This is a genomic window from Streptomyces sp. NPDC002676 (genome assembly GCF_053592455.1).
This window is the reverse complement of record NZ_JBSFVT010000001.1, coordinates 1,228,213-1,253,337: the sequence shown is the minus strand read 5'-3', so window position 1 is coordinate 1,253,337 and position 25,125 is coordinate 1,228,213. Positions and strand designations below refer to the sequence as shown.

Annotated in this window: 19 protein-coding genes and 1 tRNA gene; 12 read left to right on the top strand and 8 right to left on the bottom strand. The window is 71.0% G+C overall.

The genetic code is table 11. The annotated features are described in order from the left end of the window. Positions 1 to 172 precede the first annotated feature (172 nt). Positions 173 to 2,899, bottom strand: coding sequence for a DNA polymerase I (polA, locus tag ACWD3E_RS05920; protein ID WP_451386281.1), 2,727 nt, complete (start codon positions 2,897 to 2,899; stop codon positions 173 to 175). A gap of 165 nt (positions 2,900 to 3,064) precedes the next feature. On the opposite strand from polA, the gene ACWD3E_RS05915 reads away from it, so the two are divergent. The 9 genes from ACWD3E_RS05915 to ACWD3E_RS05875 all read left to right on the top strand — a co-directional run bounded on the left by ACWD3E_RS05915 (position 3,065) and on the right by ACWD3E_RS05875 (position 13,082). Further along, entirely contained in the window at positions 3,065 to 5,344 is a 2,280-nt protein-coding gene (locus ACWD3E_RS05915; protein ID WP_451386280.1) for an FdhF/YdeP family oxidoreductase, read from the top strand. A 48-nt stretch (positions 5,345 to 5,392) separates the two neighbouring features. Beyond that, complete coding sequence (locus ACWD3E_RS05910) at positions 5,393 to 5,887, top strand: PaaI family thioesterase (protein ID WP_451386279.1); 495 nt, start codon at positions 5,393 to 5,395, stop codon at positions 5,885 to 5,887. A gap of 134 nt (positions 5,888 to 6,021) precedes the next feature. Next, positions 6,022 to 6,378: a hypothetical protein gene (locus ACWD3E_RS05905; protein ID WP_451386278.1), complete on the top strand. Its 357-nt coding sequence runs from the start codon at positions 6,022 to 6,024 to the stop codon at positions 6,376 to 6,378. Then, positions 6,375 to 7,052 (top strand): Tat pathway signal sequence domain protein, encoded by a 678-nt coding sequence (locus tag ACWD3E_RS05900; protein WP_451386277.1) that lies wholly within the window; start codon positions 6,375 to 6,377, stop codon positions 7,050 to 7,052. Before ACWD3E_RS05905 ends, ACWD3E_RS05900 begins: the two co-directional genes overlap by 4 nt. Positions 7,053 to 7,300: 248 nt before the next feature. After that, positions 7,301 to 8,536 carry a branched-chain amino acid ABC transporter substrate-binding protein gene (locus ACWD3E_RS05895; RefSeq protein WP_451386276.1) on the top strand — a complete coding sequence of 412 codons (1,236 nt, stop codon included), beginning with the start codon at positions 7,301 to 7,303 and terminating at the stop codon, positions 8,534 to 8,536. Positions 8,537 to 8,648: 112 nt separating this feature from the next. Further along, positions 8,649 to 9,578, top strand: coding sequence for a branched-chain amino acid ABC transporter permease (locus ACWD3E_RS05890; protein ID WP_451386275.1), 930 nt, complete (start codon positions 8,649 to 8,651; stop codon positions 9,576 to 9,578). Positions 9,579 to 9,583: 5 nt separating this feature from the next. Next, positions 9,584 to 11,410 (top strand): branched-chain amino acid ABC transporter permease, encoded by a 1,827-nt coding sequence (locus ACWD3E_RS05885; RefSeq protein WP_451386274.1) that lies wholly within the window; start codon positions 9,584 to 9,586, stop codon positions 11,408 to 11,410. A 5-nt stretch (positions 11,411 to 11,415) separates the two neighbouring features. Beyond that, complete coding sequence (locus ACWD3E_RS05880) at positions 11,416 to 12,369, top strand: ABC transporter ATP-binding protein (RefSeq protein ID WP_451386273.1); 954 nt, start codon at positions 11,416 to 11,418, stop codon at positions 12,367 to 12,369. Further along, positions 12,366 to 13,082 (top strand): ABC transporter ATP-binding protein, encoded by a 717-nt coding sequence (locus tag ACWD3E_RS05875; protein ID WP_451386272.1) that lies wholly within the window; start codon positions 12,366 to 12,368, stop codon positions 13,080 to 13,082. Before ACWD3E_RS05880 ends, ACWD3E_RS05875 begins: the two co-directional genes overlap by 4 nt. Positions 13,083 to 13,161: 79 nt before the next feature. Here the strand turns inward: ACWD3E_RS05875 and ACWD3E_RS05870 are convergent, their stop codons facing one another. Then, positions 13,162 to 13,821, bottom strand: coding sequence for an ANTAR domain-containing response regulator (locus ACWD3E_RS05870; RefSeq protein WP_451386271.1), 660 nt, complete (start codon positions 13,819 to 13,821; stop codon positions 13,162 to 13,164). Positions 13,822 to 13,921: 100 nt separating this feature from the next. Here ACWD3E_RS05870 and ACWD3E_RS05865 point away from each other — a divergent pair. Further along, positions 13,922 to 13,996: transfer RNA gene (locus tag ACWD3E_RS05865), tRNA-Leu, on the top strand. 66 nt (positions 13,997 to 14,062) lie between these two features. On the opposite strand, the gene pyk is transcribed toward ACWD3E_RS05865, so the two are convergent. The 3 genes from pyk to ACWD3E_RS05850 form a co-directional block, all read right to left on the bottom strand. After that, positions 14,063 to 15,499: a pyruvate kinase gene (gene pyk / locus ACWD3E_RS05860; RefSeq protein WP_451386270.1), complete on the bottom strand. Its 1,437-nt coding sequence runs from the start codon at positions 15,497 to 15,499 to the stop codon at positions 14,063 to 14,065. 111 nt (positions 15,500 to 15,610) lie between these two features. After that, the gene (locus ACWD3E_RS05855; protein ID WP_451386269.1) at positions 15,611 to 17,029 is read right to left on the bottom strand and encodes a lysine N(6)-hydroxylase/L-ornithine N(5)-oxygenase family protein; all 1,419 of its coding nucleotides are present in this window, start codon (positions 17,027 to 17,029) and stop codon (positions 15,611 to 15,613) included. After that, positions 17,026 to 18,444 (bottom strand): pyridoxal phosphate-dependent decarboxylase family protein, encoded by a 1,419-nt coding sequence (locus tag ACWD3E_RS05850; RefSeq protein WP_451386268.1) that lies wholly within the window; start codon positions 18,442 to 18,444, stop codon positions 17,026 to 17,028. The genes ACWD3E_RS05855 and ACWD3E_RS05850 overlap by 4 nt, the downstream gene beginning before the upstream one ends. Positions 18,445 to 18,747: 303 nt before the next feature. On the opposite strand from ACWD3E_RS05850, the gene ACWD3E_RS05845 reads away from it, so the two are divergent. Further along, a complete protein-coding gene (locus ACWD3E_RS05845; protein ID WP_451386267.1) occupies positions 18,748 to 19,287 on the top strand; it encodes an N-acetyltransferase family protein in 540 nt (179 codons plus the stop codon). Positions 19,288 to 19,369: 82 nt separating this feature from the next. On the opposite strand, the gene pepN is transcribed toward ACWD3E_RS05845, so the two are convergent. The 3 genes from pepN to ACWD3E_RS05830 form a co-directional block, all read right to left on the bottom strand. Then, positions 19,370 to 21,850 (bottom strand): aminopeptidase N, encoded by a 2,481-nt coding sequence (pepN, locus tag ACWD3E_RS05840; RefSeq protein ID WP_451386266.1) that lies wholly within the window; start codon positions 21,848 to 21,850, stop codon positions 19,370 to 19,372. Between the two features lie 82 nt (positions 21,851 to 21,932). Continuing rightward, positions 21,933 to 22,283: a chorismate mutase gene (locus tag ACWD3E_RS05835; protein WP_451386265.1), complete on the bottom strand. Its 351-nt coding sequence runs from the start codon at positions 22,281 to 22,283 to the stop codon at positions 21,933 to 21,935. Further along, on the bottom strand, positions 22,261 to 23,208 hold the full coding sequence (locus ACWD3E_RS05830) for a helix-turn-helix domain-containing protein (RefSeq protein WP_451386264.1): 948 nt from the start codon (positions 23,206 to 23,208) through the stop codon (positions 22,261 to 22,263). Before ACWD3E_RS05830 ends, ACWD3E_RS05835 begins: the two co-directional genes overlap by 23 nt. Before the next feature lie 136 nt (positions 23,209 to 23,344). Here ACWD3E_RS05830 and ACWD3E_RS05825 point away from each other — a divergent pair, with 136 nt between their 5' ends. Next, a complete protein-coding gene (locus ACWD3E_RS05825; protein WP_451386263.1) occupies positions 23,345 to 25,102 on the top strand; it encodes a glycoside hydrolase family 35 protein in 1,758 nt (585 codons plus the stop codon). Positions 25,103 to 25,125 lie beyond the last annotated feature (23 nt).

Genomic DNA, 25,125 nt, shown 5'->3' with positions numbered 1-25,125 from the left:
TGGGAGGCCCGGGGGGCGTTTTGGCGGGGGCCACGTGAGTGACGGGCCCCGCCGGGGTTCGGCCGTTTTCCGGTGAGGGTGGGCTGGAGGGGCCGTGCCAGGTGGCATGGCGAGGGGGCGCCGGCTGTCCTCGGCGGACAGCACCGCGCCCCCTCCTGCCGGGCGCCGCAGGCTAGTGCGCCGCCGACTCCCAGTCCGGGCCCACGCCCACCGAGACGTCGAGCGGGGCCCTCAGGCGGACGGCGTCGGCCATTTCGCGGCGGACGAGCTGCTCGGTGGCCTCGCGTTCGCCGGGGGCGATCTCCAGGACGATTTCGTCGTGGACCTGGAGCAGCATGCGGGACCTGAGGTCCGCCTCGCGCAGGGCCCGGTCGACGTTGAGCATGGCGATCTTGACGATGTCCGCCGCGGTGCCCTGGATCGGGGCGTTGAGGGCCATGCGCTCGGCCGCCTCGCGGCGCTGGCGATTGTCGCTGTTGAGGTCGGGGAGGTAGCGGCGGCGGCCGAAGAGGGTCGCCGTGTAGCCCGTCGCCCGCGCCTCGTCGACGACCCGGCGCAGATAGTCCTGCACGCCGCCGAAACGCTCGAAGTACGTGTCCATCAGGGCACGCGCCTCGCCCGCGTCGATGTTCAGCTGCTGGGACAGACCGAACGCCGACAGGCCGTACGCCAGGCCGTACGACATCGCCTTGATCTTGCGGCGCATCTCCGCGTCCACCGCGTCGCGTTCCACGGAGAAGACCTGGGAGGCGACGGTGGTGTGCAGGTCCTCGCCGGAGGTGAACGCCTCGATCAGACCCTCGTCCTCGGAGAGGTGGGCCATCACGCGCAGCTCGATCTGGCTGTAGTCGGCGGTCATCAGGGACTCGAAGCCCTCGCCGACCACGAAACCGCGGCGGATGGCGCGGCCCTCGTCGGTGCGGACCGGGATGTTCTGCAGGTTCGGGTCCGTGGAGGACAGGCGGCCGGTGGCGGCGACCGTCTGGTTGAACGTGGTGTGGATACGGCCGTCGGCCGCGACCGTCTTGATCAGGCCCTCGACCGTGACGCGCAGCTTCGCCTGCTCGCGGTGGCGGAGCATGATCACCGGCAGTTCGTTGTCGGTCTGGGTGGCGAGCCAGGCGAGGGCGTCGGCGTCGGTGGTGTAGCCGGTCTTGGTCTTCTTCGTCCTGGGCAGGGCCAGCTCGCCGAAGAGGACCTCCTGGAGCTGCTTGGGCGAGCCCAGGTTGAACTCGTGCCCGGCCGCGGCGTGCGCCTCCTTCACGGCCTGCTGCACGGCACCCGCGAACATCTGTTCCATCGCTTCGAGGTGCGCGCGGTCGGCCGCGATGCCGTGGCGCTCCATGCGGGCGAGCAGCGCGGAGGTGGGCAGCTCCATGTCGCGCAGGAGGTCGGCGGCGCCCACTTCCTCCAGGCGGCTCTCGAAGGCCTCGCCCAGGTCGAGGACGGCGCGGGCCTGGATCATCAGTGCCTCGGCCTCGGCGCCGTCGTCCGCGCCGAAGGCCAGCTGGCCGTCGGCTGCGGCGGCCGGGGCCAGCTCGCGGTGCAGGTACTCCAGGGAGAGCGCGTCGAGGTCGAAGGAGCGGCGGCCCGGCTTGACCAGGTAGGCGGCGAGCGCGGTGTCCATGGTGACGCCCTCGACGGTCCAGCCGTGCTCGGCGAAGACGCGCATGGCGCCCTTGGCGTTGTGGAACACCTTGGGCCGGCCGGCGTCGGCCAGCCAGGCGGCGAACGCCTTCTCGTCGGCCTCGTCCAGCTCGGACGGGTCGAACCAGGCCGCGGCCCCGCCGGAGGCGGCGAGGGCGACCTCGGCGACCGAGCCGGTGCCGAGCGCCCAGGTGCCGACGGTGGCGACGCCCAGGGTCTCGGTGCCGTGCTCGGCGAGCCATGGGGCCAGCTCGCCGGTGCCGAGGACGGAGCCGTCCAGTGCGACGCCCTCGGTCACGACCGGGGTGGTCTCGGCCTCCTCGGCGCCGGGGTCGACCGCGTAGAGGCGCTCGCGCAGGGACGGGTTGCGGATCTCCAGGGTGTCCAGGATCATCGCGACGCCCTTGCGGTCGTACGGGGCCCGCTCCAGCTCGGCGACCGTCCGCGGCAGCTCGACCTGGCGCTCCAGCTCGGTGAGCCGGCGGTTGAGCTTGACCGACTCCAGGTGGTCGCGCAGGTTCTGCCCGGCCTTGCCCTTGACCTCGTCGACGCGCTCGACCAGCTCCGCGAACGAACCGAACTGGTTGATCCACTTCGCCGCGGTCTTCTCGCCGACGCCGGGGATGCCGGGGAGGTTGTCGGACGGGTCGCCGCGCAGGGCAGCGAAGTCCGGGTACTGCGCGGGCGTCAGTCCGTACTTCTCGAAAACCTTCTCCGGGGTGAACCGGGTCAGCTCCGAGACGCCCTTCGTCGGGTACAGGACCGTCGTGTTCTCGGTGACCAGCTGGAAGGAGTCGCGGTCGCCGGTGACGATCAGCACCTCGAAGCCCGCGGCCTCGGCCTGGGTGGCGAGGGTGGCGATGACGTCGTCGGCCTCGAAGCCCTTGACGGCGAAGCGCGGCGCGTGCATCGCGTCCAGCAGCTCGCCGATCAGCTCGACCTGGCCCTTGAACTCGTCCGGGGTCTTGGAGCGGTTCGCCTTGTACTCGGTGAACTGCTCGGAGCGCCACGTCTTGCGGGAGACGTCGAAGGCCACCGCGAAGTGGGTGGGCGCCTCGTCACGCAGGGTGTTGGCCAGCATCGACGCGAAGCCGTAGATCGCGTTCGTCGGCTGGCCCGTCGCGGTGGTGAAGTTCTCCGCGGGCAGCGCGAAGAACGCGCGGTACGCCAGCGAGTGCCCGTCCATGAGCATCAGCCGGGGACGGGTGCCGCCGGGGGTCTTGTCGGTCTGCTTCGGTGCTGTCTCTGCCACGCCCCCGATCCTGCCACGCCCCACTGACAGCCGGGCCCGCGGTGACGGCGCCACAGGGCTCACCCACAGGTCCCGGCCGTCGTGCTCCCGCCCGGCACGGTTGTCGGTGGTGCATGGGAGGATCGGTCCCGAATTTCTCACACGCAGTCGAAGGGGGGCCGTGCGATGGCGACGAAGCCACCGAAGGGTGATCCGGTTCAGGACGCACCACAGGTCGCAAAGCCCAAGCACGCGGTGGCGGGGCTGCCGGCCCTCGGCCACACGCTGCGTATAGCCCAGCAGCAGATGGGTGTGAAGCGCGCCACGCTGGCGCTGCTGAGCGTGAACCAGAAGAACGGCTTCGACTGCCCGGGCTGCGCCTGGCCGGAGCCGGAGCATCGGCACACGGCGGAGTTCTGCGAGAACGGCGCGAAGGCGGTGGCCGAGGAGGCCACGCTGCGCCGGGTCACCCCCGAGTTCTTCGCCGCGCACTCCGTCGCCGGCCTCGCCGGGCGCAGCGGCTACTGGCTGGGGCAGCAGGGGCGGCTGACGCACCCCATGTACCTCCCCGAGGGGGGCGAGCACTACGAGCCGGTCACCTGGGAGCGGGCCTTCGGCATCATCGCCGAGGAGATCGCCGCGCTCGGCTCCCCCGACGAGGCCGTCTTCTACACCTCGGGCCGTACGAGCAACGAGGCCGCGTTCCTGTACCAGCTGTTCGCGCGCGAGCTGGGCACGAACAACCTGCCGGACTGCTCGAACATGTGCCACGAGTCCTCGGGCTCGGCGCTGTCGGAGACCATCGGCATCGGCAAGGGCAGCGTCCTGCTGGAGGACCTGTACCAGGCCGACCTGATCATCGTCGCGGGCCAGAACCCGGGGACCAACCACCCGCGCATGCTCAGCGCGCTGGAGAAGGCCAAGGCGGGCGGCGCGAAGATCATCAGCGTCAACCCGCTGCCCGAGGCGGGCCTGGAGCGGTTCAAGGACCCGCAGACCGCGAAGGGCATCCTCAGGGGCACCGCGCTCACGGATCTGTTCCTGCAGATCCGCATCGGCGGCGACCAGGCGCTCTTCCGGCTCCTGAACAAGCTGATCCTCGAGACGGACGGCGCGGTCGACGAGGAGTTCGTGCGCGAACACACCCATGGGTACGAGGAGTTCACCGAGGCGGCCCGGGCCGCCGACTGGGACGGCACGCTCACCGCGACCGGCCTCACGCGCGCGGAGATCGAGCAGGCCCTCGGCATGGTCCTCGCCTCGAAGCGGACCATCGTCTGCTGGGCGATGGGCCTCACCCAGCACAAGCACGCCGTCGCGACCATCCGCGAGGTCGTCAACTTCCTGCTGCTGCGCGGCAACATCGGCCGGCCGGGCGCGGGCGTGTGCCCGGTGCGCGGCCACTCGAACGTGCAGGGCGACCGGACGATGGGCATCTTCGAGCGGCCCGCTCCGGCCTTCCTGGACGCGCTGGAGAAGGAGTTCGGGTTCACGCCGCCGCGCGCGCACGGCTTCGACGCCGTACGGGCCATCCGCGCGCTGCGCGACGGCGAGGCGAAGGTGTTCTTCGCGATGGGCGGCAACTTCGTCTCCGCCTCCCCGGACACCGAGGTGACCGAGGCGGCCATGCGGCGGGCCCGGCTGACCGTGCACGTGTCGACCAAGCTGAACCGCTCGCACGTGGTCACGGGCGCGCGGGCGCTGATCCTGCCGACGCTCGGGCGCACCGAGCGGGATCTCCAGGACAGCGGCGAGCAGTTCGTGACCGTCGAGGACTCCATGGGCATGGTGCACGCCTCCCGGGGCCGCCTGCAGCCCGCGAGCACGCATCTGCTGTCCGAGCCCGCCATCGTGTGCCGGCTCGCCCGCCGGGTGCTGGGCGGGGACAGCGTGGTGCCGTGGGAGGAGTTCGAGAGGGACTACGCGACGATCCGTGACCGCATCGCGCGCGTGATCCCCGGTTTCGAGGACTTCAACGCGCGCGTGGTCCGTCCGGGCGGCTTCACGCTGCCGCACGCCCCGCGCGACGAGCGGCGTTTCCCGACGGCCACCGGCAAGGCGAACTTCACGGCGGCGCCGGTCGAGTACCCCGAACTGCCCGAGGGGCGGCTGCTGCTCCAGACGCTGCGCTCGCACGACCAGTACAACACCACGATCTACGGCCTCGACGACCGCTACCGGGGCATCACGAACGGCCGCCGGGTCGTCCTGGTGAACCCCGAGGACGCGCGGGAGCTGAAGGTCGCGGACGGCTCGTACGTCGACCTGGTGAGCGAGTGGCGGGACGGGGTGGAGCGGCGGGCGCCCGGCTTCCGGGTCGTGCACTACCCGACGGCGCGGGGGTGCGCGGCGGCGTACTACCCGGAGACCAACGTACTGGTGCCGCTGGATGCCACCGCGGAGACCAGTAACACCCCGGCCAGCAAGTCCGTCGTGGTGCGTCTGGAACAATCAGCGACCGACTGAGCGTTTGCTCAGCCACCAGACAGGAGCACCACGAACGGAGCCGGGCCCATGGGTGAGCAGCAGCGAGTGAAGTTCCCGCAGGAGATCATCGACGAGTACGCGGCGCTCGGCGTCGACCTGCCCGCCCTGTTCTCCGCCGGGCACCTCGGCAACCGGATGGGCGTGCAGATCCTGGAGGCCTCGCCGGAGCGGGTCGTCGGGACGATGCCGGTGGAGGGCAACACGCAGCCGTACGGCCTGCTGCACGGCGGCGCCTCCGCGGTGCTGGCGGAGACCCTGGGCTCGGTCGGCTCCATGCTGCACGGCGGCAGCTCGAAGATCGCCGTGGGTGTGGACCTGAACTGCACGCACCACCGCGGGGTCCGCTCGGGCCTGGTCACCGGTGTGGCCACGCCGGTGCACCGGGGCCGCTCGACGGCGACGTACGAGATCGTGATCAGCGACGAGGGGGGCCGCCGGGTGTGCAGTGCCCGGCTGACCTGTCTGCTGCGGGACGTGCCGACGGGCGAGGAGGCTCAGGCGCAGACCGCCGCCGGCAGCTGAGAGTTCGGGCGCAGACCGCCGAAAGCCGGGCGGGCCGGGCCGTTGCCCCCGGCCCTCCCTCCCCTTAGCTTCGGCACATGGGACGGCGAGGAGGCCCCCCGACGGGGGCGAGGTTCCTGATACTCGGACTGGCTTTGCCGGCGCTCCTGTTGCCGTCGGCGGCCGGCTGCGGCGGGTCCGGGCCCGGCGGCTCCCGGCGCCCCGTCGACAACTGGGCCGAAGCGTCGGCGACGTCCGACGCCGCACTGTGCGCCAGGATCGTCGCGCACTGGGCGCGCATGGTGCTCGACAGCGGCACCTACGGCGACTACCAGTCGATGGGGCTGTCCAACGGGCAGTACGAGATCCTGCGGGACGTCGTGGACGCGGCCCGGGCCGTGAAGCGGCGTCAAGGGGCCGCCGCGGCCGACCAGTTGATCGACCGTCAGACTCGCCGGGCCTGCGCCCAGCGGTACCGGCACGGGGCCCCGAGCGGAGGTCCGTGGCAATGAGCGGCATCGGACCCCTGGAGCCCGGCGAGGGCACCCACGAACGGGAGGACCGGAGGGCGCCGGAGGTCCCCGGGACCGCCCGCACCGCCGGCCGGGCGCGCAGTGCCGTCGCCGCGCTGTACGCCCGCCACCGCCGCACGGTTCTGACCGTGGCCGCGGGCGCCGTCCTGCTCGCGGGCGGCGGCACGGTCTATCTGACCCGGCCCACGCCGCCGCCTCCACAGCCTGCGCCCCAACCGCCGTATCCGGCACAGGTGGTGGAGGTCGCGTATCTGCACGGCGCGGCCACCCCGGCAAGCGCCCCGCCCGGCAGCTTCAGCTTCACGGTGCTGCTGACCGTGGAGTCAGGACCGCCGGTCACCGTGACCCGGGTGACCCAGCCGTACGAGGGTCTCGCGCTGACCACGGACCCGCGCGTCCCCTTCGGAACAAAGGCGGGTTCCGCCCGCAAGATCACGATAACCATGCACGTGACGGAATGCGGAAAAGTACCGAAGGACGCCGGGCTCCCTTTCCTGGAAGTAACTCTACGTAATACGCGCGCAATACAGATTCACAGTTACATCCCTGGTTCGCGCTACGCGCAGTACCTCTCACGAGCCCTGAAAGTCGCCTGCAGCAACAGAGCCGCGTCATCACCAAAACCCTTGAGACGCCTGAACCGATCAGGGTGAGTCCTGCGGGTTCTCACGATGCGGACTGGGCGAATCGGCCAGAATTCCGCCGATCCACCCATGGCGTACCGCTCTGCATTACCCCGTGTCATAACAAGAGCGTCACAGCATCGGTCAGACCCTCCTCGACATTCCCCGCACGCGCCTAGAGTCACGGCCAGTCACCGCGCCGTCAGATTGTCAGTTCTGCCGGACCGCGGCTCGACCGTTTCCGTGGGGAGACGGTCGTCTTGGGGAAAGGACTGATCGTGCGTCAACGTTCGCTCATCGCCATCACCGCCGCCCTGGCGGCGGGAGCACTCACCCTCACCGCCTGCGGCTCGCGCGACAGCGGCGACAAGGGTTCGGACTCCGGCAACGGCGGCACCACCGTCGTCATCGGCGTCGACGCCCCGCTGACCGGCGACCTGTCCGCGCTCGGCCTGGGCATCCGCAACTCGGTGGACCTCGCCGCCAAGCAGGCCAACAAGCAGAACTACGTCAAGGGCGTCACCTTCAAGATCGAGGCCCTGGACGACCAGGCGCAGCCCTCCTCTGGCCAGCAGAACGCCACCAAGTTCACCGGCGAGAACGACGTCCTCGGCGTCGTCGGCCCGCTGAACTCCTCCGTGGCCCAGTCGATGCAGAAGGTCTTCGACGACGCCAAGCTGGTCGAGGTCTCCCCGGCCAACACCAACCCGGCGCTGACCCAGGGCGACAACTGGCAGAAGTCGAAGGCGCGTACGTACAAGTCGTACTTCCGCACCGCGACCACGGACGCCATCCAGGGCCCGTTCGCCGCGCAGTACGTGTACAACAAGGCCAAGAAGTCCAAGGTCTTCGTCATCGACGACAAGAAGACCTACGGCGCGGGCCTCGCCGCGACCTTCACCAGCGAGTTCACCAAGCTCGGCGGCAAGGTGGTCGGCACCGAGCACATCAACCCGGACACCAAGGACTTCTCCGCGGTCGCCACCAAGGTGAAGAACTCCGGCGCCCAGGTGATCTACTACGGCGGTGAGTACCCGCAGGCCGGCCCGCTGAGCAAGCAGATCAAGGCCGCCGGCGCCAAGATCCCGCTGGTCGGCGGTGACGGCATCTACGCCGACGACTTCATCAAGCTGGCCGGCGCCTCCGGCACCGGCGACCTGGCCACCTCGGTCGGCGCGCCGGTCGAGACGCTGCCCTCCGCCAAGGACTTCGTCGCCAACTACAAGGCGGCGGGCTACAAGGAGGCGTACGCGGCCTACGGCGGTTACTCCTACGACTCGGCCTGGTCGATCATCGAGGCCGTGAAGAAGGTCGTGGACGACAACGGCGGCAAGCTGCCGTCCGACGCCCGCGCCAAGGTCACCGCCGCGGTCCAGAACGTCTCCTTCGACGGTGTGACCGGCAAGGTCTCCTTCGACGAGTACGGTGACGCGACCAACAAGCAGCTCACCGTCTACTCCGTGACCTCCGGTGCCTGGAAGGCCGTGGAGTCCGGCACCTACAGCGGCGGCTGACCCCTCCCCCCGCACCAGACGAGCCGCGCGGGGCGCTGAACCACTGGCGCCCCGCGCGGACTCGCATCCGGTCACATCTGTCGAACATTCCGAACGTCTCGGAGGACATGCGGTGAACGAACTGCCGCAGCAGCTGGTCAACGGCCTGCTACTGGGATCCATGTACGGGCTGGTCGCCATCGGCTACACGATGGTCTATGGCATCGTCCAGCTCATCAACTTCGCCCACGGCGAGATATTCATGACGGGAGCGTTCGGCGCTCTCACCGTCTGGCTCTGGCTTCCCGGCGGCACGACCATGTGGATCGCGCTGCCCCTGATGATCATCGGCGCCATCATCGTCGCGGTGGCCATCGCCATCGGAGCGGAACGGTTCGCCTACCGCCCCCTGCGCAACGCCCCGCGCCTCGCCCCCCTCATCACCGCCATCGGCCTCTCCCTCGCCCTGCAGCAGGCCGTGTGGGCCTGGTACCCGGAGGCGAAGTCCGCGCGCACCTTCCCGCAGATCGACGGCGGACCCTTCGAGATCGGCAACGTCACCATCCAGACCGGTGACATCTTCCTCGTGGTCGCCGCCCCGATCAGCATGGCGATCCTCGCCTACTTCGTGATGAAGACCCGTACCGGCCGCGGTATGCAGGCCACGGCCCAGGACCCGGACACCGCCAAGCTGATGGGCGTCAACACCGACCGCATCATCGTGATCGCGTTCGCCCTCGGCGCCGCGTTCGCCGCCGTCGGTGCCGTCGCCTACGGCCTGAAGTACGGCGAGATCAACTTCCGTATGGGCTTCATCCTCGGTCTGAAGGCGTTCACCGCGGCCGTCCTCGGCGGCATCGGCAACATCTACGGAGCCATGATCGGCGGCATCGTCCTCGGTGTCGCGGAGACCCTGGCGACGGCCTACATCGCCGACATCCCGGGCATGGACAAGTTCGGCAGCCAGTCCTGGGCCGACGTCTGGGCCTTCGTACTCCTCATCCTCGTACTGCTGTTCAGGCCACAGGGTCTGCTCGGCGAGCGCGTCGCGGACAGGGCGTGAGACCGATGACCACACAGACCACCGCATCCGAGACCCCGAGCGCCCCGGACACGGCCGCGCCGTCCGGCCTCATCGGCCTCCCGGAGAAGGCCGGTCGCGCGCTCGCCACCGGCGGCAGCGTGCTGACCATCATCTCCACGTTCCTCGCTTGGACCTGGACCGCCCGCTTCCCCGGTGACCTCACCGTCTACGGCTACCCGGGCGGCCTACAGGTCCTCGTGCTCATCGGCGGCGCCCTGACCACCCTGCTGTGCCTGGCCTCGTACGGCATCAAGGGCCTGGGCTGGCTCGTACCGGCCGGCGCGGACGTGGCCATCAAGTTCGCCGCGCTCGCCACCTTCGCCACCAGCTGGTACACGGTCATCGCGATCAGCGACGAGCTCGGCGGACTCGTCAACCTCGAAGCCGGCGGCTTCCTCGTCGCCGTGGGCAGCCTCGCCGCCTTCGTCGGCGCCCTGGCCCTGCCCTTCCAGCGGCCCGAGCCGGACCCGATCGACCCCGACGACAGCGGCTGGGAGCAGTTCAAGCACGGTCTCGCCCAGAAGTGGGAGACGGTCAAGGCGGCCTTCAGCGCAGACTCCCCGCGGCCCCTGGGCAAGCTGCCCGCGTACGCCGAGATCCTGATCATCGTCGCGGTCCTCGCGCTCGGCCTGACCGTCTTCACCTACGGCATCGGCACCGAGTACGACGAGCTGTTCATCGGCTTCCTGATCACCGCGGGCTTCAGCTTCGCCGCCCTGAACAAGTCGGGTCTGGTCGCCCACGCCTCCCAGATCACGTCCCGGCACCAGACCATCACCATCTTCGGCGCGTTCATCGCCGCGGCGCTGTTCCCCTTCACGCAGACCTCCGACCAGTACGCGACGCTCGGGGTCTACATCCTGATCTTCGCCACGGTCGCGCTCGGCCTGAACATCGTCGTCGGCCGCGCGGGTCTGCTCGACCTCGGTTACGTCGCGTTCCTCGGCGTCGGCGCCTACGCCGCGGGTCTGGTCTCGGGCTCCCCCAACTCGCCGTTCGACGTGCACTTCCCGTTCTGGGCCGCCGCCCTGGTCGGCGCCGCCGCCTCGCTCGTCTTCGGCGTCCTCATCGGCGCCCCGACGCTGCGCCTGCGCGGCGACTACCTCGCCATCGTCACGCTCGGCTTCGGTGAGATCTTCCGGATCACCGTCAACAACCTCGACGGCACCTCCGGCCCCGATGTCACCAACGGCTCCAACGGCGTCTCCTCCATCCCGAACCTCGACATCGGCGGATTCGACTTCGGCGCCCAGCACGACATCGCCGGGTTCACCATCGGCCGGTTCGCCAACTACTTCCTGCTGATGCTGATCATCACGGCCATCGTCGTGGTCGTCTTCCGGCGCAGCGGCGACTCCCGCATCGGTCGCGCCTGGGTGGCCATCCGCGAGGACGAGACCGCCGCGCTCGCCATGGGCATCAACGGCTTCCGGGTCAAGCTCGTCGCCTTCGCCGTCGGCGCCTCCCTCGCCGGTCTCGCCGGTACGGTGCAGGCTCACGTCACCTACACCGTGACGCCCGAGCAGTACCAGTTCGCCGGGGCCATCCCGCCCAACTCCGCCTTCCTGCTCGCCGCGGTCGTCCTCGGCGGCATGGGCACCATCAGCGGTCCGCTCATCGGCGCGGCCCTGCTGTACCTGATCCCCAACAAGCTCCAGTTCCTCGGCGACTACCAGCTCTTCGCCTTCGGTGTCGCACTCATCCTGCTGATGCGTTTCCGCCCTGAGGGCCTCATCCCCAACCGCCGCCGCCAGCTCGAGTTCCACGAAGACGCGGAAGCGCCCACCGTCCTCACCAAGGCAGGGGCCTGACCAAGATGACCACCGACACCACCACGCAGGACACCGCCCCCGGCGCCTCCGTGCCCGGCGAGACCGTCCTCGACGCCCGCGGTGTGACGATGCGCTTCGGCGGCCTCACCGCCGTCCGCGGCGTCGACCTCACCGTGAACGCCGGCGAGATCGTCGGTCTCATCGGCCCCAACGGCGCCGGCAAGACCACCTTCTTCAACTGCCTCACCGGCCTGTACGTCCCCACCGAGGGCGAAGTCCGCTACAAGGGCAACGTCCTGCCGCCCAAGTCCTTCAAGGTCACCGAGGCGGGCATCGCGCGCACCTTCCAGAACATCCGTCTGTTCGCCAACATGACGGTTCTGGAGAACGTGCTCGTCGGCCGCCACACCCGCACCAAGGAAGGCTTCTGGTCGGCCGTGCTGCGCGGCCCCGGCTTCCACCGCGCCGAGAAGGCCTCCCGCGAACGGGCCATGGAACTGCTGGAGTTCGTGGGCCTGGAGCACAAGGCCGAGCACCTGGCCCGCAACCTGCCCTACGGCGAGCAGCGCAAGCTGGAGATCGCGCGCGCCCTGGCCAGCGAGCCCGGTCTGCTGCTCCTGGACGAGCCGACCGCCGGTATGAACCCGCAGGAGACCCGGACCACCGAGGAACTGGTCTTCGCCATCCGCGACAAGGGCATCGCCGTCCTCGTCATCGAGCACGACATGCGGTTCATCTTCAATCTGTGCGACCGCGTCGCCGTGCTCGTGCAGGGCCAGAAGCTCGTCGAGGGCGACAGCGCGACCGTGCAGGGCGACGAGCGGGTCGTCGCCGCCTACCTCGGCGAGCCCTTCGAGAACGCCCCCGGCGCCGAGGAGGTCGCCGAGGTCGAGGCCGCGGAAGCACACGCAGAGGCGGCAGAAGCCCAGGCCGAGCCCGCCGAAGCGCAGGCCGAGAACCAGACGGATGCCGCGCCCGGCAAGGAGAACGACCGATGACCGCACTGCTCGAAGTAGAGGACCTGAGGGTCGCCTACGGCAAGATCGAGGCCGTCAAGGGCATCTCCTTCAAGGTCGAGGCCGGTCAGGTGGTCACCCTCATCGGCACCAACGGCGCCGGCAAGACCACCACCCTGCGCACCCTGTCCGGCCTGCTCAAGCCGGTCGGCGGGCAGATCCGGTTCAACGGCAAGTCGCTGAAGAAGGTCCCGGCCCACCAGGTCGTCTCGCTGGGACTCGCCCACTCCCCCGAGGGGCGGCACATCTTCCCGCGCATGACCATCGAGGACAACCTGCGCCTCGGCGCGTTCCTGCGCAGCGACAAGCCTGGCATCGAGAAGGACATCCAGCGCGCCTACGACCTCTTCCCGATCCTCGGGGAGCGCAGGAAGCAGGCCGCCGGCACCCTCTCCGGCGGTGAGCAGCAGATGCTGGCGATGGGCAGGGCGCTGATGTCCCAGCCGAAGCTGCTGATGCTGGACGAGCCGTCCATGGGTCTGTCGCCGATCATGATGCAGAAGATCATGGCGACGATCGCCGAGCTGAAGTCCCAGGGCACCACGATCCTGCTGGTCGAGCAGAACGCCCAGGCGGCGCTCTCGCTCGCCGACCAGGGCCATGTGATGGAGGTCGGTTCCATCGTGCTCTCCGGCACCGGCCAGGACCTGCTGCACGACGAGTCCGTGCGCAAGGCGTACCTGGGCGAGGACTGATCGCCGTACAGCTGAGGCCCGCGCCCTCTTCTCCGGGGCGCGGGCCTCTTCATGTCCGCGAAACGGCTGTCTGCGGGGATCAGCCGTTCTTGGCCGCCTTCTTCTCCTCGCTGTCCGCGATGACCGCCTCGGCGACCTGCTGCATCGACATGCGGCGGTCCATGGAGGTCTTCTGGATCCAGCGGAAGGCGGCCGGCTCGGTCAGCCCGTACTCGGTCTGGAGGACGGACTTGGCACGGTCGACCAGCTTGCGGGTCTCCAGCCGCTGGCTGAGGTCGGCGACCTCCTGCTCCAGCTGCTTCAGCTCGGCGAACCGGGACACCGCCATCTCGATGGCCGGTACGACGTCGCTCTTGCTGAACGGCTTGACCAGGTACGCCATGGCGCCGGCGTCCCGGGCGCGCTCCACGAGGTCGCGCTGCGAGAAGGCGGTGAGCATCAGGACCGGGGCGATGGACTCCTCGGCGATCTTCTCGGCCGCGGAGATGCCGTCCAGCTTGGGCATCTTCACATCGAGGATGACCAGGTCGGGCCTGTGCTCGCGGGCCAGTTCGACGGCCTGCTCGCCGTCCCCGGCCTCGCCGACGACGGTGTACCCCTCCTCCTCCAGCATCTCTTTCAGGTCGAGCCGGATCAGGGCCTCGTCCTCGGCGATGACGACACGGGTCGTCATCGGAGGCACGTGCGACTTGTCGTCGTCGGGCGCGTCGACGGGCTGGGGCGACTCGGCGGCGGTCACGAAAGCTCCTCGTTCAGGGCAGGGGTACTGCTGACAAGAGCCTACCTAGCTACGGTATGGTGGACGCGCGGAGGGTCAAGGGAAACCTTGGATTCTACGAGCCCCGGTAGCCCAATTGGCAGCAGGCAACGGATTCAAAACCCGTACAGTGTCGGTTCGAGTCCGACCCGGGGCACTTTTCCTTGGATTTCAAGGTCAGTGTTCCTGACAGGGCCCCTCCTTCCGGAGAGGCCCTTCGGTGTTACCTGGGGCTGTCGTCCTCGCCGATGTGGTGGACGCGGACCAAGTTGGTCGAGCCGGAGACGCCGGGCGGGGAGCCCGCCGTGATCACCACGATGTCGCCCTTCTCGCAGCGGCCGTACTTCAGGAGCAGTTCGTCCACCTGGTCGACCATGGCGTCCGTCGAGGCCACGTGTGGGCCGAGGAAGGTCTCGACGCCCCAGGTGAGGCTGAGCTGGGAGCGGGTGGCCGGTTCCGGGGTGAAGGCGAGCAGCGGGATCGGGGAGCGGTAGCGGGAGAGTCGGCGGGCCGTGTCTCCCGACTGGGTGAAGGCGACCAGGAACTTCGCGCCGAGGAAGTCGCCCATCTCGGCTGCGGCCCGGGCGACCGCGCCGCCCTGGGTGCGGGGCTTGTTGCGGTCCGTCAGGGGCGGGAGGCCCTTGGCCAGGATGTCCTCCTCGGCCGCTTCGACGATCTTCGCCATGGTCCGCACGGTCTCGATCGGGTACTTGCCGACGCTGGTCTCGCCGGAGAGCATCACCGCGTCCGTGCCGTCGATGACCGCGTTGGCCACGTCCGAGGCCTCGGCGCGGGTCGGGCGGGAGTTGTCGATCATCGAGTCCAGCATCTGGGTGGCCACGATGACCGGTTTGGCGTTGCGCCTGGCGAGTTTGATGGCGCGCTTCTGGACGATCGGGACCTGTTCGAGGGGCATTTCGACGCCCAGGTCGCCGCGGGCGACCATCAGCCCGTCGAAGGCGGCCACGATGCCGTCGAGGTTCTCGACGGCCTGCGGCTTCTCGACCTTGGCGATCACCGGGAGGCGGCGGCCCTCCTCGTCCATGATGCGGTGCACGTCCTCGACGTCCTCGCCGCTGCGGACGAAGGAGAGGGCGACGACGTCGAAGCCCGTGCGCAGCGCCCAGCGCAGGTCGTCCTCGTCCTTCTCGGAGAGGGCGGGGACGGAGACGGCGACGCCGGGGAGGTTCAGGCCCTTGTGGTCGGAGACCATGCCGCCCTCGACCACCCGGGTGCGCACGCGGGGACCTTCGACGGCGGTGACCTCCAGGCAGACCTTGCCGTCGTCCACGAGGACGCGCTCACCGAGAGTGACGTCGGCGGCGAGGCCGGCGTAGGTGGTGCCGCATTGGTGGCGGTCGCCTTCGACGCCCTCCTCCACGGTGATGGTGAAGGTGTCGCCGCGTTCAAGGAGTACGGGTCCTTCGCCGAAGTGGCCGAGCCGGATCTTCGGACCTTGAAGGTCGGCCAGAATTCCGACGCTGCGGCCGGTTTCGTCGGCCGCCTTTCGCACTCGCCGGTAACGCTCCTCGTGATCGGCATGGCTGCCGTGGCTGAGGTTGAACCGGGCCACATCCATTCCGGCCTCGACCAGTGCCTTGATCTGGTCGTACGAGTCGGTGGCGGGCCCCAGAGTACAAACGATCTTCGCTCGGCGCATGACTTCGAGCCTATTCCTTACCGACCGGTAGAGAATTGGCGCTGCATGACTACTCAACACACATTGAGTAAAGGGTTATTGACAAGTGTTGAATTGTGCGAGGGCTCGCTCCTATGAGCGATTCTCGGCACCTTCCACGAGCGGGGTCAGCCGCCTGGACTGCGGTGGAACGCGTTCCGGTCGCTCCTGGAGTCCGAAGGCGGTGAAGGCCGTTCGGGACGGGAGCGGGTACGACTCCTTTCCGGTGAGGGAGTTGAGGATCGTGGCGCTGCGCCAGGCGGCGAGGCCCAGGTCGGGGGCGCCGACGCCGTGGGTGTGCAGTTCGGCGTTCTGGACGTGGACCGAGCCGGTGACCGAGGAGCCGAGGTCGAGCCGGAACTGCGCGTCGATGCACGGGCGTTCGCTGCTGTCGCGGCGCATATAGGGGTCGAGTCCGGCGAGGATGCGGTCGAGGGGGCGCTCGCGGTAGCCGGTGGCGAGGACGACCGCGTCGGTGGTGAGGCGGGATCGGCTGCCCTGCTGGACGTGTTCCAGGTGGAGCTCCACCTTGGTGGTGGCGATGCGGCCCGCCGTGCGCACCCGGACCCCGGGGGTGAGGACGGCGTCGGGCCAGCCGCCGTGCAGGCTGCGCCGGTACAGCTCGTCGTGGATCGCGGCGAGCGTATCCGCGTCGATGCCCTTGTGCAGCTGCCACTGAGCGGCGACGAGCCGGTCGCGGACGGGTTCGGCGAGGGCGTGGAAGTAGCGGGTGTAGTCGGGGGTGAAGTGTTCCAGGCCGAGCTTGGAGTACTCCATCGGCGCGAACGCCTCGGTGCGGCCGATCCAGTGGAGCTGTTCGCGGCCGGCGGGGCGGTGGCGCAGCAGGTCGAGGAAGACCTCGGCGCCGGACTGCCCGGAGCCGACGACGGTGACGTGCCCGGCGGCGAGGATCGTGTCCCGGTGGCCGAGGTAGTCGGCGGCGTGGACGACGGGCACGCCGGGGGCGTCCACCAGCGGCTTGAGCGGGTCGGGCACATGGGGGGCGGTGCCGGCGCCGAGGACGATGTTCCGGGTGTAGGTACGGCCGAGGGCCTCGGCCTCGCCGTCGGCGTCGAGCTGGGTGAAGTCGACCTCGAACACGTCCCGTTCGGCGTTCCAGCGCACGGCGTCGACCTGGTGGCCGAAGCGCAGCCCGGGCAGGCTCTGCGCGACCCAGCGGCAGTAGGCGTCGTACTCGGCGCGCTGGATGCGGAAGCGCTCGGCGAAGTAGAAGGGGAAGAGCCGCTCGCGGGTCCTGAGGTAGTTGAGGAAGCTCCACGGGCTGGTGGGGTCGGCGAGGGTCACCAGGTCGGCGAGGAAGGGCACTTGGAGGGTGGTGCCCTTGATGAGCAGTCCGGGGTGCCAGTCGAAGCCGGGGCGCTGTTCGTAGAAGACGGCGTCGAGTTCGGCGAGCGGGTGGGCGAGGGCGGCGAGGGAGAGGTTGCACGGCCCGATGCCGATGCCGACCAGGTCGCGCGGGGAGTCGGGCTCTTCGCGTGCGGGGAGCGTCATCCGAGGATGCCTTCTTCTACGAGTTCTGCCACGGCTTCTGCTGCGGTTTCTGCTGCGGTTTCTGCTGCGGCTTGCGTCACTGCGTTAAGGAGGTGGGCCAGTTCGTCCGGCCGGGTGTGGGGGTTGAGGAGGGTGGCCTTGAGCCAGAGGCGGCCGTCGAGGCGGGCCCGGCCGAGGACGGCCCGGCCCTCGTCGAGCAGCCTGCGGCGTACGGCGGCCACGGCGTCGTCGGCGGCGCCCGCGGGCCGGAACAGCACCGTGCTGATGACGGGCCGGTCGTACAGCTCGAAGCCGGGGTGGCCCTGCACGAGGGCCGCGAACTCCCGGGCGCGGGCGCAGACCTGGTCGACCAGGGCGGCCAGTCCGGTGCGGCCCAGGGTCTTGAGGGTGACCGCGACCTTGAGGATGTCGGGTCGGCGGGTGGTGCGCGGGGAGCGGCCGAGCAGGTCGGGCAGGCCGGCTTCGGTGTCGTCGTCGGCGTTCAGGTAGTCGGCGCGCTGGTGGAGCACGGCGAGTTCGCCGGGGTGGGCGACGGCGAGGAGGCCGGCGGCGACCGGCTGCCAGCCGAGCTTGTGCAGGTCGAGGGTGACGGTGTGGGCGGCTTCGAGTCCGGCGAGCTTGTCGCGGTGCCGGTCGCTGAAGGCGAGCCCTCCGCCGTAGGCCGCGTCGATGTGCAGGCGGGCGCCGTGCGCGGTGCAGAGGCCGGCGATCTCGGACAGGGGGTCGATGAGGCCGGCGTCGGTGGTGCCGGCGGTGGCGGTGACGAGCAGCGGGCCGGGCAGCGTGGTGAGGGCCTGGTCCAGGGCGGCCGGGTCGAGGGTGCCGCCGGGGGCGGGTACGACGACGGGGTCGGGCAGCCCGAGCAGCCAGGCGGCGCGGGGCAGCGAGTGGTGGGCATTGGCCCCGCAGACCAGCTGGACGCTGCCGCCGTGGGCCTCGCGGGCGAGCAGCAGGGCGAGCTGGTTGGCCTCGGTGCCGCCGGTGGTGACCAGGGCGTCGGCGAAGCCGAGTTCGCGGGCGAGGGCGCGGGTGACCTCGGCCTCCAGCGCGGAGGCGGCCGGGGCCTGGTCCCAGGAGTCCAGGGACGGGTTGAGGGCGCTCACGGCGAGATCGGCGGCGGTGGCGACGGCGAGCGGCGGGCAGTGCAGATGGGCCGCGCACAGCGGGTCGGCGGGATCGGCGGCGCCCTCGGCGAGGACGTGCACGAGGGCGCGCAGGGCGTCCGGGTCGCCGTCGTCCGGCAGGACCTCGCCGAGCGCGGCGACGACCCTGGCCGCGACGGCCTCGGGTCCGCCGGCGGGCAGCGGCCCGCCGCGCGCCCTGGCGCCGGCCGCGAGCGCGTCGAGCACGGTGTCCACGTACGGCCGCAGGGCGCCGGGGCCGTCGGGTCCTGAGGCGAGGGACGGCATGCTCATGGGCTCTCCTCCGGGGCGCGGGCACTAACCAGCTTGTACCGGGAAAGGGCTGGGCCTCCGGAAAGTCCAACGAGCGGAACCCGAAAGTGGGTACTGCCGTACAGGGAAAACACGTTGGGGCCGCCGGCCCGCGGGGCTACGTCCTGTCGTCACATTCCCGTCGTCCGCCCGGAGGGCGGGCCCCGCGGCGGCGATGGGGGTGCCCTCGCGCGAGCGTGTTCGAGCGTGGGGGAGCGTGCGAGCGTGCGTGCCGGGCGTCGCGGGGCAGGCGGGAATTTGCCGACAGGGCCTAGCGTCGGTCGGATGGTTGACACCTGGATGATCGACGTGGCCGGGGAGCGGGTACTGGTGCGGGAGTTGGGCCCGGCGGACGAGGCAGCGCTGCTGCGGCTGTTCGAGGAGAGCGCGGACTGGTTCGTGGCGGCGACTGGGCTGCCGTCGGGTCCGGGCGACGTGCAGAGCCTGTTCTACTCGCTGCCGGAAGGAGCGCACCCCGAGGACAAGGTGCTCCTGGTGGTGGAGCGGGACGGCGTGGTCACGGGCCTGGTGGACGCCGTACGCAACCATCCGGAGCCGGGGGCGGTGGCGGTGGGCCTGTTCCTGCCGGCGCCCTGGGCGCGGGGCCGGGGCCTCGGCCGGGCCGTGGCCGAGGCGCTGCCGGCCCGTGCCGAGGGCATGTCGTCGGTGACGGCGACGGTCCCGCCGGGCCGGCGCCCGGGCGAGTGCTTCCTGGAGCGGCTCGGCTTCACCCTGGACGCCCCGGCCCCGGGTGCGTCCGGGACGGGAAACCGGCGGACGGGACCGCGTGAAGGGGGCGTGCGGCGAGCGGAGTTGCGCCTGTGAGGCGGTGACGGACGAGGGGGGCGGCCGAGCGCAGTCCGGCCCGGCCGCCCCTCCTGAGTCACCTGTCCTGCCTCACCGGTCCCTATGCTTCCCGCACCCGCAGCGCCCGGGCCAGGTCGTCCAGTTCGTCGACGAGCTTGCGGCGCAGTGCGGTGACCGGTTCGGCATCGCGCAGGCAGGCCTCGCCGAGGGCGAGGTGTTCGGCGTCCACCGCGTGGCGCGGGAAGGCCGTGCGGCCCGCGGCCTGGGCGATGGCCGGGCCGCGGCGGGCGGCGAGCGCGACCACGTCCTGGTAGTAGCGCGGCACGTACTGCCGTACCAGCTCGGCCTGTTCGGGCTGCCAGAAGCCCTGTGCGGTCGCCGTGAAGAGGTAGTTGGACAGGTCGTCGCGGCTGAACATGGCCTCCCAGGCCGCCGCCTTGGCCTCCGGATCGGGCAGGGCGGCGCGGCAGCGGGCGGCGCCCTCCTGGCCGGTGGCGGACGGGTCGCGCTCCAGCTCGGCGGCGATGGCGGCTTCGTCGGTGGCGCCGAGCACCGCGAGCCGGGCGAGGATGCGCCAGCGCAGCTCGGGGTCGAGCTCCGGCCCGCCCGGGACGGTGCCGTCGGCCAGCCAGGCGGCGATGGTGTCGGGGTGGGCGGCGACGTCGATGAAGTGCCGTACGGCGATCAGGCGCAGGCCGGGGTTGTCGCCGTCCTCGGTGCGGCGCAGCAGGTCGCGGCAGAGGGCGGAGAGGGTGCCGAGAGCGGCCGGGCGGTCCTCCGGGGCGAGGTAGCGGTCGGCGATCTGGCCGCAGGCGAAGGCGAGGACGCCCTGGACGAGGGCCAGGTCGGTCTCCAGCGGCAGATGGGTGCGGGCCGTCTCCAGGTAGGCGGCGGGCGCCAGTTCGCCGTCGCGGACGGCGTCCCGCAGGGCGTTCCACACGACCGCTCGGTTGAGCGCCCCGGGCAGCCCGGACAGGCCGGTGCGGACCGCGTCGAAGGACTCGGCGTCGAAGCGGACCTTGGTGTAGGTGAGGTCGCCGTCGTTGACCAGGAGCAGCGCGGGGCGCTTGCCGATGGGCTGCGGGGCGCTCTGCGGGACGTCGACCTCGACGCGTTCGCGCAGGGTGAGGTGGCCCTCGTCGGCGAGGTCGCGGTCGTACAGGCCGACGGTGACGCGGTGCGGGCGGCTGCCCGCGCGGTCGACGGTGAGCGCGCAGGTGCCCTCGGCGGAGGTGACCGCGGGGGTGAGCGTGTCGACGCCGCTGGTGCGCAGCCAGGCGTCGGCCCAGCCGTGCACGTCGCGTGCGGTGGCGGCGGCGAGGGAGTCGAGGAAGTCGGCGAGGGCTGCGTTGCCGAACCGGTGCCGCTTGAAGTGGATGTTGATGCCCGCGAGGAAGTCCTTCTCACCGAGCCAGGCGACGAGCTGGCGCAGTGCGGAGGCACCCTTGGCATAGGAGATGCCGTCGAAGTTGAGCAGGGCGGAGGCAGTGTCGTCGACGGCCTCGGGGGCGACCGGGTGGGTCGAGGGGCGCTGGTCGGCGTCGTAGCCCCAGCCCTTGCGGGAGACGCCGAACTCGGTCCAGGCGTCGGTGAAGCGGGTGGCCTCGACGGTGGTCTGGTAGCCCATGTACTCGGCGAAGGACTCGTTCAGCCAGATGTCGTCCCACCACTTGAGGGTGACGAGGTCGCCGAACCACATGTGGGCCATCTCGTGGGCGATGACCATCGCGCGTTCCTGCCGCTCGGTGTCGGTGACGGCGGAGCGGAAGACGAACTCGTCGCGGAAGGTGACCAGGCCGGGGTTCTCCATGGCGCCGGCGTTGAACTCGGGGACGAACGCCTGGTCGTAGGAGTCGAAGGGGTACGGCTCCTCGAACGTCTCGTGGAAACGGTCGAAGCAGGCGCGCGTGACCTCGAAGATCTCGTCGGCGTCGGCGTCGAGGTGGGGCGCGAGGGAGCGGCGGCAGTGGATGCCGAAGGGCAGTCCGCGGTGCTCGGTGCGCACCGAGTGCCAGGGGCCGGCGGCGACGGCTACGAGGTAGGTGGAGATCAGCGCGGTCGGGGCGGCCCGCCAGCGGCCCTCGCCGAGGTGCTCGGTGACGGTGTTGGCGAGCACGGTCCAGCCCTCGGGCGCCTTGACGGACAGGTAGAAGACGGCCTTCAGGTCGGGCTGGTCGAAGGCGGCGAAGACGCGCTGGACGTCGTCCAGGAACATCTGCGTGTAGAGGTACGTCTCGCCGTCGGCGGGGTCGGTGAAGCGGTGCAGGCCCTCGCCGGTCCGCGAGTAGGTCATGGCCGCGTCGACCCGCAGCTCGTGCTCGCCCGCGGCGAGGTTCTTCAGCGGCAGCCGGCCGTCGGCCAGGGACTCCGGGTCGAGGGGCTCTCCGTCGAGCGTGACGCTGCGCAGCTCGGCGGGCTTCAGTTCGACGAACGTGTCCCCGGCGGACCGGGCGGTGAACCGGATCACGGTGCGGGAGTCGAAGGTCTCGTCCCCGGTGGTGAGGTCCAGTTCGACCGTGTAGCGGTGGACGTCGAGGAACTGTGCTCGGAGCTGCGCTTCATCGCGCGTCAGTACGGACATGTACGCCATGCTGCCTGATGGCGCCGACAGCGCACAGGGGCGGATCGGTACACGGCATTTGTCCGCCCCGCGCCCACGTGCGTCAGTCGGTCGGCGCGGGCTCCCCGGTCGCGGCGTCCTCGGCGATGCGCTCGTGGTGCCGGATCACCTCGGCGATGATGAAGTTCAGGAACTTCTCGGCGAAGGCCGGGTCGAGCTTGGCGTTCTCGGCGAGGCTGCGCAGCCGCTCGATCTGCCGGGACTCGCGCGCGGGGTCGGCGGGCGGCAGCTGGTGCCGCGCCTTGAGGCGGCCGACCTGCTGGGTGGCCTTGAACCGCTCGGCGAGCATGTGGACGACGGCCGCGTCGATGTTGTCGATGCTCTGACGCAGCCGCTCCAGCTCCTGGCGGACCTCGGGGTCGACGTCACCGCTACCGGTCTTGCTGATGTTCATGGGTGTCCACCCTAGGGGGTCGGCGCAGCGGGCCCCAGTGGGATTCGAGGGGTGAGATCGTCGGCGGATCGTCCGGATCCGGAATCCGGTCACTCCAGCCGCCTGGCACGCTACGACCCTGCTGGGCCCGGAAGCGGACGGGGGCGAGGCCGACCCGGCGGGTGAACAGGCGGGAGAAGTAGGCGGGGTCGTCGTAGCCCACGCGGCGGGCCACGGCGGCGACGGGCAGCTCTGTTGCGGCGAGGAGTTCCTTGGCGCGGCCCAGGCGGATGCCGAGCAGGTAGTCCTTGGGGCTGCACCCGGCGGCGCGGCGGACGGCGCCGCGCAGCTCGGCGGGGGTCATGCCGTGCACGCGCGCGTGGTCGGCGACGCTCATCGGCTTGCAGGCGTCCCGGGCGAGCGCTTCGAGCACCTGGTCCCCGTCGGGGGCGAGGTCGGCGCGGGCGCGGCGCAGGGCGACGAGGAGTTCGTGCACGGCGGCGCCGGTCTCCACCTCCAGCAGCGGGTTGCCGCGGCGGGCGGCGCGGGCGATGCGGGCGACGACCGCGCGGGGTCCGGCGGCGTCCGAGAGCGGGACGACGGGCCGCTCGGGCTCGATGTAGCCGAGTTCGGTGTAGGTGGCGGTGGCGGGCCCGGCGAAGTCGACGAAGCCCTCGTCCCAGCCGGTGTCCGGGTCGGGGCCGTAGTGGTGGCGCACGCCGGGGGTGAGCCAGAGCAGCGCGGGCGCCGTGACGGTCGTACGGCGGCCGTCGGCGCCCCGGTACCAGCCGCCGCCCGCACTGATCACGACGGCGACGTGGTGGTCCAGGGTGCGCGGGCCGACCGTGGGCAGCGCGCCGTGCTGGAGGCCGACGCCGAGGCAGACCAGGCCGAGGCGGTGGTGGGCGGGGCCGGGACTGAAGAACCGCATCCAGGTCTGGTACATCGCTGCTCCTCCCGGCGTCGCCGACCGCCCACCCAAGCCCAGACGTCTGCCCAGGTCGTCTGCCCAGGACGTTTGTCCAAGCAGCGCCGATCTTCGTCCATGGCGCCGGTCGCGGCCAGGGGTGAGGCTGGCGGGCATGAGCGAGTTCACGGTCGGGGAGTCCGACTTCCTGCTGGACGGGCGGCCGGTGCGGCTGCTGTCCGGGGCACTGCACCACTTCCGGGTGCACGAGGCGCAGTGGCGGCACCGGCTGGCGATGCTGCGGGCGCTGGGCCTCAACTGCGTGGAGACGTACGTCCCCTGGAACCTGCACCAGCCGCGCCCGGGGACCACGCGGGACGTGCGGCAGGTCGGCCGTTTCCTGGACGCGGTCCGGGAGGCCGGGTTGTGGGCGATCGTGCGGCCGGGGCCGTACATCTGCGCCGAGTGGGAGAACGGCGGGCTGCCGGCCTGGGTGACGGGCGAGGTGGGCAGGCGCGCGCGTACCCGCGACGAGCGGTTCCTGTTCCACGTGCGCAACTGGTTCCGCGAACTGCTGCCCGAGCTCGTGCCCCGGCAGATCGACCACGGCGGCCCGGTGCTCATGGTGCAGGTCGAGAACGAGTACGGCAGCTACGGCTCCGACGCGGGCTATCTGGAGGAGCTGGCCCGGATCCTGCGCGCCGAGGGCGTCACGGTCCCGCTGTTCACCTCGGACGGGCCCGAGGACCACATGCTCACCGGCGGTTCGCTGCCCGGGGTGCTCGCCACGGTGAATTTCGGCTCCCACGCGCGCGTGGCCTTCGAGACGCTGCGCCGCCACCGCGCCGAGGGCCCGCTGATGTGCATGGAGTTCTGGTGCGGCTGGTTCGACCACTGGGGCGGCGAGCACGTCGTACGGGACCCCGCAAGGGCGGCTGAGGCCCTGCGGGAGATCCTGGAGTGCGGGGCGTCGGTGAACCTCTACATGGCGCACGGCGGCACGAGTTTCGCGGGCTGGGCGGGCGCCAACCGGGCCGGCGAACTGCACCAGGGACCGCTGCGGCCGGACGTGACGTCGTACGACTACGACGCCCCCGTAGACGAGTTCGGGCGGCCCACGCAGAAGTTCTGGCGCCTGCGCGAGGTGCTGGCCGCCCACAGCCCCGGCCCGCTGCCCGAACTGCCGCCCCCGCCTGCTCGGTTGGATTCTCCGACGGACGTGAGACTCACCGAGTGGGCCTGCCTGGAGGATGTCCTGGAGGCGCTCGGCGGCGAGGAGAAGGTCACGCCGCTGCCGCCGTCCTTCGAGGAGCTGGGCGTCACCCGGGGCCTGGTGCGCTACGAGGTGCACGTGCCGGGGCCGCGGCGGCCCTGCCCGCTGACGGCGAGCGGGCTGCGGGACCGCGCGGTGGTGTACGTCGACGGCGAGCGGGCCGGGGTGCTGACCGAGGAGGAGCCGCGGCTGAAGGAGCCCGTGGCGGGCCCCGCGCGCGTGGAGCTGTGGGTGGAGTCCCTGGGGAGGGTGAACTACGGGCCGCGGCTCGGCGAGGCGAAGGGGATCACCGGCGGGATCCTGCACGAGCGGCAGTACCTGCACGGGGTACGCGCGCGCGGGCTGGACCTGGACGCCTTCGAGGGCGGTGTGGAGCCGGTGCCCTTCGGGGCGCTTCCCGGAGCCTCTTCCGCGGGCCTGTACCGGGGCACGGTCACGGTGCGCGGGGCCGGGGACGCCCGGCTCGAACTGCCGGGCTGGACGCGCGGGTTCGTCTGGATCAACGGCTTCAACCTCGGCCGCTACTGGTCGGCGGGCCCGCAGCGCTCGCTGTACGTCCCCGGGCCGGTGCTGCGGGAGGGCGGCGGGAACGAGGTGTGGGTGCTGGAGCTGGAGGAGGCCGGGCCGGACCTCCAGGCGCCTCGCCTGCTGCCGGTGTGAGCGACGGCCCGCCGCGCATACTG

Bases quoted from the DNA above. Each gene is read 5' to 3' on its own strand.
- ACWD3E_RS05915 (WP_451386280.1), top strand. From the start codon at position 3,065: ATGGCGACGAAGCCACCGAAGGGTGATCCGGTTCAGGACGCACCACAG.
- ACWD3E_RS05910 (WP_451386279.1), top strand. From the start codon at position 5,393: ATGGGTGAGCAGCAGCGAGTGAAGTTCCCGCAGGAGATCATCGACGAG.
- ACWD3E_RS05900 (WP_451386277.1), top strand. From the start codon at position 6,375: ATGAGCGGCATCGGACCCCTGGAGCCCGGCGAGGGCACCCACGAACGG.
- ACWD3E_RS05885 (WP_451386274.1), top strand. From the start codon at position 9,584: ATGACCACACAGACCACCGCATCCGAGACCCCGAGCGCCCCGGACACG.
- ACWD3E_RS05880 (WP_451386273.1), top strand. From the start codon at position 11,416: ATGACCACCGACACCACCACGCAGGACACCGCCCCCGGCGCCTCCGTG.
- ACWD3E_RS05875 (WP_451386272.1), top strand. From the start codon at position 12,366: ATGACCGCACTGCTCGAAGTAGAGGACCTGAGGGTCGCCTACGGCAAG.
- pyk (WP_451386270.1), bottom strand. From the start codon at position 15,499: ATGCGCCGAGCGAAGATCGTTTGTACTCTGGGGCCCGCCACCGACTCG.
- ACWD3E_RS05855 (WP_451386269.1), bottom strand. From the start codon at position 17,029: ATGACGCTCCCCGCACGCGAAGAGCCCGACTCCCCGCGCGACCTGGTC.
- ACWD3E_RS05850 (WP_451386268.1), bottom strand. From the start codon at position 18,444: ATGAGCATGCCGTCCCTCGCCTCAGGACCCGACGGCCCCGGCGCCCTG.
- ACWD3E_RS05845 (WP_451386267.1), top strand. From the start codon at position 18,748: ATGGTTGACACCTGGATGATCGACGTGGCCGGGGAGCGGGTACTGGTG.
- pepN (WP_451386266.1), bottom strand. From the start codon at position 21,850: ATGTCCGTACTGACGCGCGATGAAGCGCAGCTCCGAGCACAGTTCCTC.
- ACWD3E_RS05835 (WP_451386265.1), bottom strand. From the start codon at position 22,283: ATGAACATCAGCAAGACCGGTAGCGGTGACGTCGACCCCGAGGTCCGC.
- ACWD3E_RS05830 (WP_451386264.1), bottom strand. From the start codon at position 23,208: ATGTACCAGACCTGGATGCGGTTCTTCAGTCCCGGCCCCGCCCACCAC.
- ACWD3E_RS05825 (WP_451386263.1), top strand. From the start codon at position 23,345: ATGAGCGAGTTCACGGTCGGGGAGTCCGACTTCCTGCTGGACGGGCGG.